Source organism: Cyclobacterium xiamenense (genome assembly GCF_009467825.1).
GTDB lineage: Bacteria > Bacteroidota > Bacteroidia > Cytophagales > Cyclobacteriaceae > Cyclobacterium > Cyclobacterium xiamenense.
In genome coordinates this window covers 1-12,765 of sequence record NZ_WIOK01000041.1, presented here as the reverse complement: position 1 = coordinate 12,765, position 12,765 = coordinate 1, and the positions used below count along the sequence as shown (strand labels likewise).

The window sequence follows — 12,765 nt, the reverse complement described above, 5'->3', positions numbered from 1 at the left end:
CAACCGAAAACCTTATGAACAAAAATCAAGACAACAACTGTTTTATCCTTTCCATCGATCAGGGTACCAGTGGAACCAAGGTACTGATCATTGACCAAAAGGGGCAGCCCATCGCCAAATCTACCGCCCCCTTGAGCAGCCTGTACCTGGAAGGAGGCTGGGTAGAACAGGTTCCCGGGGATCTGCTCGCAAACGTACTGGATGCCTTGAAAACATGCCTCAGCGATTTCGAACAAGCCGGGTATTCCCGTGCCCACATCCGGACCTGTGGTATTTCCAATCAACGGGAAACCTTTTTGGTATGGGATCGGCAAGGCAAGCCCCTATGCAATGCCATCGTCTGGCAATGCAAGCGCTCCATTCCCATTTGCAAGCGGCTAAAAGAACAAGGGCTGGAAGGACGCATCAAGGAAACCACCGGACTGATCATCGATCCTTATTTTTCGGGAACCAAGTTGATCTGGCTCCGGGAGCAGGATCCAACGGTCAGAAAAGCCATGCAGGCTGGAACGGCCTATTTCGGAACCGTGGATACCTGGCTGCTATACGCGCTTACAGCCGGCGAGGCCTATCTTACCGACTATACCAATGCTTCCCGTACCCTGTTTTTCGATCTGCGGCGGCTGGACTGGGACTGGGATTTGGTCGGACAGCTGGGGTTAACCGGCATTCAGCTGCCGGAAGTCCGGCCCTCTGCCGCGGATTTTGGTCAATCGGATTTCAATGGGCTCTTTGATCGCCCCATTCCGATCTCCGCCATGATCGGCGATTCCCATGCGGCGGCCTTTGGCGAAGGCTGTTTTACGCCCGGAACGGCCAAAGCCACCTTGGGTACGGGCTGCTCCGTGCTGATGCATGCTGGAAACCGTCCCATCCCTTCCGCCCATGGAATGGTCACCACCATCTGCTGGAGCACCGCAGAAGAGGTGGCCTACGGGCTGGAGGGAGTCATCGTTTCCTGCGGTGCCAGCCTGGAATGGCTCAAACAGCAGTTGAACCTGTTTTCCGACAGCACGGAAACCGAAGCCATGGCAAGCGCATTGGAATCAAGTCAGGGCGTCTATTTGATTCCTGCCTTCAGTGGACTTGGAGCCCCCCATTGGGACATGAGCCGAAAGGCCTCTCTGGTTGGGCTAACGTTTGATTGCCACAAGGGCCATGTCGTCCGGGCAGCCCTGGAGTCCATTCCCTATCAAATCAAGGATGTGATTACTGCCATGGAACAGGACAGCGGCCTGGACCTCGAACGCCTAATGGTCGATGGCGGCATCAGCAACAATGCATTTGTCACCCAATTTCTTGCCGATCTTTTGCAAAAGCAGGTCAGTCGGATGGCCAATGCGGACGTATCTGCCCTGGGGGCAGCCTACCTGGCGGGACTGCAGGCCGGTATTTTCCCCAACCTGGAAGTGCTACAAGGGTTTCAGGAACGAACCAACATCCTACCGGTCAATAATGCGGCCGTCGCCGCCAGTTACCGGGCCTGGCAGGAACTAATTGCCCAAAAGCACGGGGTGTAGCCGACCGGCAATGCGCTACTGTAAAGCGTCGCAGCTAGGGATAAGCGTAGGGATTTTCGGCCCCAACGGACCTCACTTTTTCCCAGGATTGGCTCCCGACTTTCCGGGTATTTGGTTAAATTAGCTGAATGACCGCCGCTTACGATTGCCTTTTCAGGTATTTTCACCAAAAATCCCCCCTGACCAACCAAGAATTCGCTCGCATTTCCCGGTTCTTTACCCCCAAAAAAGTAAGGCGAAACGAGATCCTTTTGCGAGAAGGGGAGACCTGTCCGTTTAACCTGTTTGTGGTCAAGGGCTGCTTGCGTTTTTACTCGGTCAATTTGGCCGGGGAAGTCGCCACCCGCTATTTTGCCTTCGAAGGCAAATTTGCTACAGCCCTGTCCAGCCTGATCGAAGGCAAGCCCTCCATGGAGTACATTCAGGCCGCGGAACCCTCGGAACTGTTGGTCGTATCCAAAACCGACTACCTGGAGTTGGTAGAAACCGTACCGCAGGTAAACAAGGCCTACCGGCACCTATTGGAAATGGCCTATGTGACTTCCCAACAACGGATTTATCATTTTTTAAATTTGCCTGCCCTGGACCGGCTAAAATGGGTGATGGAGCACCATCCGGGCATTTTAAGCCGCCTTTCCAGCAAAATGGTGGCTTCCTACCTGGGCGTGACGCCCTACACCTTGAGTCGGTTGAAATCCCAGCTATGACGGGTTTTGACGGCAAATCCTTGCGCTAGGGCAAGGTTTGGGCTTCCAGAGCCTCCTACCTTTGGTATTCCCAGCCGTAAAAATACACGCCATGAAAATAATACTTCGAACGCTACTGCTTACCTGTTTCCTGCTTCCTGCCTTGCCGCTTAGTAGCGCGGCACAGAAACCGAAACCCCCGCTTCCGGTTGAGGTCCTTTTCGGACACGACCGGTTCTTTTTTCAGATGGAGGTGATCAAGAAATTCAGCGAACAGAGCCACTTTGGCTTGTTGAGCATTGCGACCTTTGCCGCGGACTACAGAAACGACATGCGGGAAAATTCCCTGACCATTCCCGTGCAGGTGAATTACACCTTTAAAAAGGGTTTTGGTGTGATGGCAGGGGTGGAAAACAACGATGCGGTGGGGTTCTCGCCCATCCTCGGACCGCAACATGTGTATGCTTCCCGGACATTTCTTGCCGTGACCGTCGCCTCGTACTTCCTTAACGGCAACAACGACCTGGGCTTATTTGGCCTGTACGAATACCGGCCTCCCATTGGCAAGGGTTGGTCCCTATACAGCAGGCTACAGTTTATCTACAATCAGAACCTGTCCGAAGGGCAGCACAACCGGAGTTTTGTCTACCTGCGCGGCGGCCTGAAAAAAGACCAACTTATTTTTGGCGTAGGGGCCAACCTGGACCAATACGGGCCGGAAAAATCGGTTGGTGAAAACTACGGACTATTTGTACGGTGGGAATTCAACTAGCCACTAGGGATAGCCCCTAAAAAAATCGATGAAAGCGAGTTGGTTTGCACCTCATCGATCCGGCAAAAGGCCCGCGGCCTTTGCTGGTACTTCCCCCCAGTTGGGCAGGAATCCGGGGATACCGGCAACTCCGGAGTGCAGGGCAGTACCACGACACTTCGACATGCCGCCAATCCCTCGGGACTGCGCACAAAAAAAGCCATGAAACAACGTTTCATAGCTTTAGTCAATTAACAATAAACCCAAAATAACCTGCTGTAGGAGAAGGATTCGAACCTCCACGGGGCGGTTGGGCAAAATACGAGCTCGCTATTTGCTTTATTCCGGACTCCCCACCCCCGAGACAGGAGGGCATGTCTGCCAGTTTCATCACCCTACAGTGTGTGTGATCTTATTTTGCATGAAGATAAAAACGAAAAAGCGTTGTCGCCTTTTACTCGCCTACCGAAGGCAGGTTTCATCATCCTACAGTATTGTGTCAAAACTGCTGGCTGTTACGCCAGTCAAGACCGTTTGTCTTTGTTTGATATCTCAAAGGTAATAAATGGATCGATAAAATAAAATTTCAACAACAAATTAAGCAATTTTTTACAGTATTTTTATTAAAAAACTGTTTTTATTATACTTTTAATAACTGAGACTAAAAAATCGAACAAGGAATTGACTATTTTTCAACGTAAATGGCAAAAAATGGCTTTACGGGCCGTTAACCCGCTTTTCAGGGCTGGGTTTTGGAGGAGTGGACAAGCAATTGCTGTATTTCCTGCAATTCGGAGGCGCTCAGATCCCGCCATTGGCCGGTAGGCAGGTCCAGGCGAATATTCATGATGCGGATACGCTTCAGCGACACCACCTGGTAGCCCAGGTATTCGCACATGCGGCGGATTTGGCGGTTGAGGCCCTGGGTCAGAATAATTTTGAAGGTGTTTTTTCCCAACTGCCTCACCTCACAGGTTCGGGTCATGACCCCCAATATGGGCACACCGCTGCTCATCTTCTCGATAAAATCCGGACGAATGGGCTTGTTTACCCGGACCAGGTATTCCTTTTCGTGGCGGTTGCCTGCACGCAGGATTTTATTGACGATATCCCCGTCGCTTGTCAACAGAATGAGTCCTTCGCTGGGCTTGTCCAGGCGACCGATGGGAAATATTCGCCGGGGATGGTTGATAAAATCGATGATATTGTCCTTTTCTCCTTCCGTATCGGTGGTGCAAACGATGCCCACCGGTTTGTTCAGGGCGATATAAACGGGTTTTTCCTCCGGCTCCGCGATCAATTTTCCATCCACCCGTACGCTGTCTCCCGCTCCGATCTTCGTTCCCATTTCCGGAACTTTCCCATTGATGGTGACCCGGCCGGCTTCAATGAGTTTGTCGGCCGCCCGGCGGGAACAGTAGCCCACTTCGCTCAAATACTTGTTGATCCGTACCCGGTTTTTATCTTCCATTTAGGCCCACATTTCTTCGATCAACTCGGTATAAAACTCCTTCAGCGTTTTGCCGGTTGCCCGAACCTGCTGGGAAATCAGGCTGGTTTCCGTCTGACCGGGCACGGTATTGATTTCAATAAAGAAGAAGTTGCCCGTATCTTTTTCCAAAAAATAATCCATACGGACCGATCCCTTGCAGTTGAGTTTTCGGTACACCTGTTCGGCAATCCGGTTTACCCGGTCCACTTCTCGCTCGTCCATGCGGCCCGGGGTGATCTCTTCGGAGACGCCGGGGCTGTATTTGGCTTCGAAATCAAAAAACTCTTTGGAGCTGATGATCTCCGTGGCCGGAAGCACCGTCACGGTTCCTTTTGCCCGGTAGATACCGATGGAAAACTCCCTGCCCGTGACAAACTCCTCTACCAGTACCTGCCGGTCCTCCTGAAAGGCCTTGCTCAGGGCTTCTTCCAGTTCCTCCGCTTGCTTGACCTTGCTCATGCCAATGCTGCTGCCCCCGTTATTGGGTTTGACAAAATAAGGCAGGCGCAGTTGGGCCAGGACTTCCGTGGCCGTTTCCGGGCCATGGGAAAAAAGCTGTAAGGACCGGGCCAGGTGCAGGTCCTCGATACCGGAAAGAATGGCCTTGGTATAGCCCTTGTTCATGGTGATGGAGGACGTCAGCGCGTCGCAGGTAGTATAGGGGATGCCCAGCATATCGAAATATCCTGCCAGTTTGCCATCCTCCCCTGGTGAGCCGTGGATGATATTGAAAACACCGTCGAAGCGGATCAGCTCTCCATCTTTTTGGACGGTAAACGCGTTTTTATCCACGGGCCAGTGCATGCCGTCTTCCGCTTCCAGGTACCAATTTCCGGGGTATATATGGAGCGGATACACCTGATAGCGTTCCCGGTCCAGGTGTTGGGCCACTACTGCGGCACTTTTTTCGGAGACCACCGCCTCCCCCGTATAGCCACCCATAATCAGGGCGATGTGTTTTTTTTCCATGGAGCAGATTTTCTAGGTACGAATTACCGGAATTTTGCTTTAAAAGCGAAAAGTTTATGCACCGGAAAGGTAATTAGTGGGGACTGGAACCTTTTAAATCGAAAAGGTTATTCCGGTTTATTGCGGTAAACGGCAAACCCTGAATGGATCCTCTGCGAGAAAACAGGAAAACGGCCACCTGTTTGCGAGTATTGGTCGACCATTGCACATGACTTTTACCATGGCGCCAGAGACGAAAGATATTCGAACCATAGAAGGGCATAGAAGCGAATACAAACAAGCCGGTTGAACAGATTTTTGGACAGAGCGTAAAAATTGGGTAAGCTATTGAAGCTATTTCGGCCTCGCTTATATGCCTTATATGGTTAAAATAAGTGGAACCATAGACGCACTGGTCAAAGAGAAGCGACTGCGTATGGATTGACGCCTATATTCCGCGCCTTCAGCGCTTGGGATACGGGTATACCGACCGATCACAGGGCTACACCCTGTGCTGAGGTAGTTTCGCGCCTTCAGCGCTGGAAATACGAAACCCGTACATGTCCCTATAGTATGCGGTTCAAAAAAACGGCAGATCAAAAAATTTGAACCATAGAAGAACATAGAAGGGCATAGAAGCGGATACGAACAAGTGGGTTGAACCAATTTTTGCACGGAGTGTAAAATTTGTAGAAGGGATGCAGGCCCGTTCGACATCCCTTATATGCCTTATATGGTTTAAAAAAAACGGCAAAGCAAAAAGTTGGAACCATAGAAGAACATAGAAGGGCATAGAAGCGAATACGAACAAGTGGGTTGAACCAATTTTTTGGACGGAGAGCAAAAATTGGGTAAGCTATTGAAGCTATTTCGGCATCCCTTAGATGCCTTATAGGATTCAAATAAGTGGAACCATAGACGTACTGGTCAAAGAGAAGCGACTGCGCATGGATTGACGCCTATATTCCGCGCCTTCAGCGCTTGGGATACGGGTATGCCTATCGATCACAGGGCTACACCCTGTGCTGAGGTAGTTTCGCGCCTTCAGCGCTGGAAATTCGAAACCCGTATATGTCCCTATAGTATGTGGTTCAAAAAAACGGCAGAACAAAAAATTTGAACCATAAAAGAACATAGAAGGGCATAGAAGCGAATACAAACAAGTGGGCTGAACCAATTTTTGGACGGAGCGCAAAATTTGTAGAAGGGATGCAGGCCAGTTCGGCATCCCTTATATGCCTTATAGGATTTAAAGAAAAACGGCAGAACAAAAAATTTGAACCATAGAAGAACATAGAAGGGCATAGAAGCGAATACGAACAGGGGGTTGAACCAATCTTTGCACGGAGAGCAAAATTTGTAGAAGGGATGCAGGCCCGTTCGGCATCCCTTATATGCCTTATATGGTTTAAAAAAACGGCAGATCAAAAAATTCGAACCATAGAAGAACATAGAAGGGCATAGAAGCGAATACGAACAAGTGGGTTGAACCAATTTTTGGACGGAGAGCAAAATTTGTAGAAGGGATGCACGCCAGTTCGGCATCCCTTAGATGCCTTATATGGTTAAAATAAGTGGAACCATAGAAGAACATAGAAGAGGATACGAACAGGGGGTGAACCAATTTTTTGGACAGAGCGTAAAAATCGGGTAAGCCATTGAAGCTATTTCGGCATCCCTTATATGCCTTATATGGTTTAATAAAAAACGGCAAAGCAAAAAGTTGGAACCATAGAAGTACATTGAAGAGCATAGAAGCGGATACGAACAAGTGGGTTGAACCAATCTTTGCACGGAGTGTAAAATTTGTAGAAGGGATGCAGGCCCGTTCGGCATCCCTTATATGCCTTATAGGATTTAAAAAAACGGCAGAACAAAAAATTCGAACCATCGAAGGGCATAGAAGCGGATACAAACAAGTAGGCTAAACCAATTTTTTGGACAGATTGTAAAAATTGGGTAAACGATTAAAGCTATTTCGGCATCCCTTATATGGTTTAAAAAAAAACGGCCAAGCAAAAAGTTGGAACCATAGAAGTACATATACTACGTAATCGGCAGGACTCGCGTATTGAGCGAGCGCTGTGCCGGATGGTTCGAGCCAACTTATCCCGAATTCATTGGCATCGCCAACAATACGAATTCAACGCTGAATGACAAACATACCGCCTTCCCGAAAAATACCTTTACCGACGACACCCTTTGGCGTAGGCAAGGGCTACTTTTGACGGAACCTCAAAACTATCGGTTATGACCAAAGCAACTGCCACCGCAATCATCCCGCCTGAGAAACCCGGGATCGACAACACCTCGAATAAAATCAACCTGGGGGATTTATTCGCCCCGAGAGGCAGGTACCTCAATGAACTGACCTTATTTGTCGCCCACTTTAATGCCATACCCAACCTGATCAGCGAAATAGCAATCGACTGCAAGCGGGCCAATCGCTGGTTTGAAAAACAGTACCCCTCCGAAATCAAAAAGAAATACTTTATCAAGCGGTATTTTGACGGCAGCAAAAATTCGGAGTACGACGACATCTTCTACATTCTGTACGAAGACCTGCTCGTCAATTTCGATACCAATTGCTCCACCGTACGGTTTCTCTTTGCAGAAACGGAACTTCCACGGGTAGAAGCAGTAGCTCGGGCGATCAAACGATTCAAAAAACGAACCAGGCGGCAGGCCTTCATTTACCTGCTCATGCGCTCTTCCGCCGGCTTTGAAACCAAAGCCCTGGAACTCAACCGACCCAAGCTGCGTATCGAAGACCATTACAACGATGACTTTATCGACGTTCATCGGCGGATTCTCAACCGGCTGCAACAACCAAAAGACAAGGGATTGGTGCTGTTGCACGGGAAGCCGGGAACCGGTAAAACCTCCTATATTCGCCACCTGGCAGCTTCCCTCCGAAAAAAGGTGATTTTTCTTCCGCCCAGCCTGACCAACGCCCTGACCAATCCGGATTTGATTTCCGTTTTGACCGATAATCCGGATTCCGTATTCGTCATTGAAGACGCCGAAAACATCATCGTGGACCGGGAGACAGCTGGGAATTCGCCGGTTTCCACCCTGCTCAACATCACGGACGGCTTGCTGTCCGATTGCCTTACCATCCAACTTATCTGCTCTTTCAACACCGACCTGTCCCGCGTGGACCGGGCCTTGCTGCGAAAGGGGCGGTTGATTGCCAGCTACGAATTCAAGGAACTGGAGACCGCCAAGGCCCGGGCACTTTCTGCAACGTTGGGCTTTGAAACGCAAATACATTCACCCATGACCCTAACGGCCGTTTACAATCAGGAAGAACCGGAATTTTGCCGGGAAAGAAAAACCCAGGCAATTGGGTTTGGATCAAAAAAAGGATACTAAATTCGGTAACGAGAACCCCTATAATGACCCGTCCCTACCCCCAAGCCGCCACGATTGTGGAGTAGGGCAGTAAACAAATTCCTGTGCCATGTCCAAGAAAGGCTACCTATACCGATACCTGCTCCTGATCAAAAAGCTAAAAATGAATCCCTATTCCTCCTTCGAGGAGCTTCAGCGGTACATCGATCAGCAATGTACCTACCTGCTGCTGCAAGACGATCGGCTGAGCATGGGGTTTTCCAAACGCACGCTTCAGCGGGATATACGGGAAATTCGAATGCTTTTTGGGCTGGACATCACCTATTCGCACGCCCAAAGAGGGTACCATATCTGCGAAAGCAGCGCAGAAAACCGAAACTTTCAGCGCATGATGGAAGCCTTCGATGTCTTCAGTTCCCTCAACCTGGCACAGGACCTGGCTCCCTACCTTCACCTGGAGCAAAGAAGCGCGCAAGGTACCGAACACCTGTATAGCCTGCTCCACGCAATTAAAAACCGGCGATGCATTACCTTTGACTACCGGAAGTTTTGGGACGAAACGCTCAGTCAGCGACACCTGGAGCCTTATGCATTGAAGGAATTTAAAAGCCGCTGGTACCTACTGGGAAAGGATATCCGGGACGGTCGCATCAAACGATTCGGACTGGACCGATTAACGCGCCTGAAAATTTCGGAAAACCAATTTGTGTATCCGGAAGATTACAACGTGCAACAAAGCCAACGGTACTGCTTTGGCATCATGGGGGCAACCGGGGACCAGCCGCAGGAGGTGGTATTGTCCTTTGTGCCCTTCCAGGGAAACTATATCAAAACCTTGCCGCTGCATCCCAGCCAGGAGATTCTGGTGGATACCAACGACGAACTACGCATCAAGTTGACCGTGTACCCCACGCAGGATTTGCTCATGGAACTGCTATCCTACGGGCCGCGCCTGAAAGTGCTGGCTCCCGAGGAGCTGGTAGCGCAGGTAAAACAAGCGCATCAGGAGGCATTTAATAGGTATGGGATTTGATTATGCGATGGTTTGATGGTAAGTGGGATAAAGAGATAACCTACTATCATACCCGGATGGCCATTGCAAATGACCTATGTTTTCCAAACGGTATTTTCGTAGATAGTAGGGAGAAATTGCAAATTTCACCCAGCAGGGTATGAGGACAGGATGGTTTGGTGATGGGGTGTGATTTACAAGCGGACCAATTAAACCGCCAACCGGTTATACAATTCACCCGAACACTGTACCTTTGTACCAAACAACTCCCATTGTGAACCTATTTGCTTTTTTTGATACGATTTATCCCATCAGCGCCAAAGCCAAAGAGGCCTTGAAACAGCTGATTCGGGAGCAGCGTCATGCGAAAAATGAGATCGTACAGGGAATCGGCAGCAGATGCCGGACGGTCTACCTCGTAAAAACGGGAGGCGCCCGGATTTTCTATTACAAAGACGGCAACGACATCACCGAACACTTTGCGTTTGAAAACGAGCTCATCGTCAGGGCCGAAAGCTTGTTTACCGGCAATCCCACGTCAAAAGGCATACAGGCCATCGACGATACCACGCTGCTTGCCATTGATTCGGAAAAGCTCTTTCAGCTTTATGACCAACACCACGATTTGGAACGGTTATTTCGGCTCATTTTTGAACGGGAATACGTGCATACCGTCAAACGCCTGGAAAGCTTGCAGTTTAAATCGGCGCGGGAACGGTACCTCGAACTGCTGGAGACCACCGATTTTGTTCAAAAAATACCCCTGAAGTACATCGCTTCCTATCTGGGAATCACGCAGGTTTCCCTCAGCCGCATCCGCTCCAGCCTGGGCTAGTGTTCGCCAACAAAACGGATCCACCGGCCTGGCTAGCTGCCGATACCGCCAAAAAAATTAACGCATCATTCGGATTTATCAAAAACGTCCGTATCTTTGTTAGTGATTACTCACTTACGTATGGATTTATCGGACAGACAACTGGAAATTATCGGAACGGCGGGCAAAATTCTGGCCAGTGCCGGCTTGGGTGGACTGACCACCAAAAACCTGGCCAGGGAAATCGGGTTTTCGGAAGCCGCCCTGTACCGGCATTTCGCCAGTAAGGAGGAGATCATCCTGGCCTTGCTTCGGTTCTTGCATGCCGATATGGATCAGCGCCTGAAAAATGTTTCCCGAACCGATACCGATCCGGTGGCCAACTTTAGGGCCCTGTTTGAAAGCCAATTTCACTTCTTTTCCCAAAATCCCCATTTTGTGGTGGCCGTCTTTTCCGATGGACTCTTTCAGGAAAGCAAAAAAATCAATCAAGCCATCCTGCAACTCATGCAGGTTAAAATGAACTACCTCCTGCCCATCGTAACCAAAGGCCAGCAACAGGGCCTATTCACGCAAGCGCTCGGCAGCGAAGAACTGGTCCATGTTATCATGGGCTCCTTTCGCCTGCAAATGTATAAGTGGCGAATCGCCAATTTTCAATTTGATATCCTCCGGCAAGGAAAATACATGCTGGAAGCATTGTTGATCCTTCTGAAACCGTAAAAAAATTTAGGTTGCTATGTTAGTAAATATTCACAAACATCACTTCTTTTGGCTTCCTTTCCTCTTGTTCAGCATTCAGGTGCAGGCACAGGTGCCGGTATGGTCACTGGAAACCTGCATCGACACGGCGTTGGTACACAACAAAACCATCCGGATCGCGCAAAACCAGGGGGAAATCGCCCGGCTTAAAAATCGGGAAGCAAAGGCACAACTTCTGCCCAAGTTGTTCTTTCAGGGGGACTATCGGTATTTTACCGAGTTGCCATACCAACTGATGCCCCAATCGGCATTTGGGGGCCCGGATGGCGTGTTCCGGGAGGTGCAATTCGGTGTGCCCCATAACATCAGCGCCAATCTAAGCGTTAAAATGCCTCTCTACGACCCACAGCTGATGGGCAGCATCCAGGCATCCCAAACCTATCAGGAACTAAGCCTGCTTCAGGAAGCCAAAACCAACGAACAAGTCTACCTTGAAGTAGCCAACTTGTACTACAATGCCCAAATCTTGGGTAACCAGTTGGCGTTTATTCGTGAAAACCTGTCCAACGGGCAAAAATTGGAGAAAACTACCCGGCTCCTTTACGAACAGACGCTTGCGCAGCGAACCGATTGGGACAAGGTACTCCTAAAAACCCAACAACTGGAAAGCACAGCAAAACAGGTTGAAAGCCAGTACAAAACCGTTTTGAATGCGCTAAAATATGTGATGGGGCTTCCCCTGCATACCGATCTGGCGGTATCGCTGCAGATCAATCGGACCCAGCAGCGTGGGGAATCCATGCGCAACACCCTGGATGAACGGGTGCAGGAGAAAAAGCAACAACTAGCCCTGCAGGAACTTTCCACCCTGCGGCACAGCAAGATTCCGTCCCTGTCACTTATAGGAAATTACGGCCGCACTGGATTTGGCTATACCGGTAATCCGGAATCCTTTCTGAAATTCTATCCGGTAAGCTTTGTAGGCGTCCAACTGAATGTTCCGCTCTTTAACGGGACGGTCACTACCCGAAAGATCCATCAGAAGAAAATTGAACTGCAGAACAGCAAATTACAACAGGAGCTAATCGCCGAACAAGCCGGCATGGCGTACCAAAATGCCTTGCTGCAAAGCCAGGTAGCTGAAAATCTGCTCCAAACCAGCCAACAACAAATCGATCTCGCAGCTTCCGTTTACCAAAAGACCCTGCTTCAACAACAAGAAGGCCTGGCAGGTCTAACCGAAGTACTCTTGGCGGACAATGCCCTGCGGGACGCCCAGCAGCACCACCTAAACGTACTGGTGGACTACCTCAAAGCAACGCTCGAACGCAAAAAAACCAGTGGAAACCTATTGAATTGAAGCGCCATGAAATCGAGCCTGCCGGTAGGCCATAGCCGTCAGTTTAAGGACGTAAAACCCTAAAGGTCAGGTTATTTTGGAAAAAACAGTAGATCCCCTTTGGGATCTTTCTTCCTTTTGTTCATA

Annotated in this window: 10 protein-coding genes; 8 read left to right on the top strand and 2 right to left on the bottom strand. The window is 49.7% G+C overall.

Annotated elements, in window-relative coordinates:
• Positions 1 to 14: 14 nt before the first annotated feature.
• The 3 genes from GCU44_RS20885 (at position 15) to GCU44_RS20875 (ending at position 2,978) form a co-directional block, all read left to right on the top strand.
• On the top strand, positions 15 to 1,520 hold the full coding sequence (locus GCU44_RS20885) for an FGGY family carbohydrate kinase (protein ID WP_154859306.1): 1,506 nt from the start codon (positions 15 to 17) through the stop codon (positions 1,518 to 1,520).
• A gap of 128 nt (positions 1,521 to 1,648) precedes the next feature.
• Positions 1,649 to 2,227, top strand: coding sequence for a Crp/Fnr family transcriptional regulator (locus GCU44_RS20880; RefSeq protein ID WP_154859303.1), 579 nt, complete (start codon positions 1,649 to 1,651; stop codon positions 2,225 to 2,227).
• A 91-nt stretch (positions 2,228 to 2,318) separates the two neighbouring features.
• Positions 2,319 to 2,978: a hypothetical protein gene (locus tag GCU44_RS20875; protein WP_154859301.1), complete on the top strand. Its 660-nt coding sequence runs from the start codon at positions 2,319 to 2,321 to the stop codon at positions 2,976 to 2,978.
• A 718-nt stretch (positions 2,979 to 3,696) separates the two neighbouring features.
• On the opposite strand, the gene rluF is transcribed toward GCU44_RS20875, so the two are convergent.
• Positions 3,697 to 4,428: a 23S rRNA pseudouridine(2604) synthase RluF gene (gene rluF, locus GCU44_RS20870; protein WP_154859299.1), complete on the bottom strand. Its 732-nt coding sequence runs from the start codon at positions 4,426 to 4,428 to the stop codon at positions 3,697 to 3,699.
• On the bottom strand, positions 4,429 to 5,418 hold the full coding sequence (locus GCU44_RS20865) for a D-alanine--D-alanine ligase (protein WP_154859297.1): 990 nt from the start codon (positions 5,416 to 5,418) through the stop codon (positions 4,429 to 4,431).
• 2,229 nt (positions 5,419 to 7,647) lie between these two features.
• On the opposite strand from GCU44_RS20865, the gene GCU44_RS20860 reads away from it, so the two are divergent.
• The 5 genes from GCU44_RS20860 (at position 7,648) to GCU44_RS20840 (ending at position 12,639) form a co-directional block, all read left to right on the top strand.
• Positions 7,648 to 8,772 (top strand): AAA family ATPase, encoded by a 1,125-nt coding sequence (locus tag GCU44_RS20860; protein WP_154859295.1) that lies wholly within the window; start codon positions 7,648 to 7,650, stop codon positions 8,770 to 8,772.
• An 88-nt stretch (positions 8,773 to 8,860) separates the two neighbouring features.
• Positions 8,861 to 9,784, top strand: a complete 924-nt coding sequence (locus GCU44_RS20855; RefSeq protein ID WP_154859293.1) for a helix-turn-helix transcriptional regulator — start codon at positions 8,861 to 8,863, stop codon at positions 9,782 to 9,784.
• A 253-nt stretch (positions 9,785 to 10,037) separates the two neighbouring features.
• Positions 10,038 to 10,598 carry a Crp/Fnr family transcriptional regulator gene (locus GCU44_RS20850; protein ID WP_241685053.1) on the top strand — a complete coding sequence of 187 codons (561 nt, stop codon included), beginning with the start codon at positions 10,038 to 10,040 and terminating at the stop codon, positions 10,596 to 10,598.
• A 120-nt stretch (positions 10,599 to 10,718) separates the two neighbouring features.
• Positions 10,719 to 11,300 (top strand): TetR/AcrR family transcriptional regulator, encoded by a 582-nt coding sequence (locus tag GCU44_RS20845; RefSeq protein WP_154859291.1) that lies wholly within the window; start codon positions 10,719 to 10,721, stop codon positions 11,298 to 11,300.
• A gap of 16 nt (positions 11,301 to 11,316) precedes the next feature.
• Complete coding sequence (locus GCU44_RS20840; protein ID WP_154859289.1) at positions 11,317 to 12,639, top strand: TolC family protein; 1,323 nt, start codon at positions 11,317 to 11,319, stop codon at positions 12,637 to 12,639.
• Positions 12,640 to 12,765: the final 126 nt, after the last annotated feature.

Bases quoted from the DNA above. Each gene is read 5' to 3' on its own strand.
- GCU44_RS20880 (WP_154859303.1), top strand. From the start codon at position 1,649: ATGACCGCCGCTTACGATTGCCTTTTCAGGTATTTTCACCAAAAATCC.
- rluF (WP_154859299.1), bottom strand. From the start codon at position 4,428: ATGGAAGATAAAAACCGGGTACGGATCAACAAGTATTTGAGCGAAGTG.
- GCU44_RS20845 (WP_154859291.1), top strand. From the start codon at position 10,719: ATGGATTTATCGGACAGACAACTGGAAATTATCGGAACGGCGGGCAAA.
- GCU44_RS20860 (WP_154859295.1), top strand. From the start codon at position 7,648: ATGACCAAAGCAACTGCCACCGCAATCATCCCGCCTGAGAAACCCGGG.
- GCU44_RS20875 (WP_154859301.1), top strand. From the start codon at position 2,319: ATGAAAATAATACTTCGAACGCTACTGCTTACCTGTTTCCTGCTTCCT.
- GCU44_RS20865 (WP_154859297.1), bottom strand. From the start codon at position 5,418: ATGGAAAAAAAACACATCGCCCTGATTATGGGTGGCTATACGGGGGAG.
- GCU44_RS20885 (WP_154859306.1), top strand. From the start codon at position 15: ATGAACAAAAATCAAGACAACAACTGTTTTATCCTTTCCATCGATCAG.
- GCU44_RS20855 (WP_154859293.1), top strand. From the start codon at position 8,861: ATGTCCAAGAAAGGCTACCTATACCGATACCTGCTCCTGATCAAAAAG.
- GCU44_RS20840 (WP_154859289.1), top strand. From the start codon at position 11,317: ATGTTAGTAAATATTCACAAACATCACTTCTTTTGGCTTCCTTTCCTC.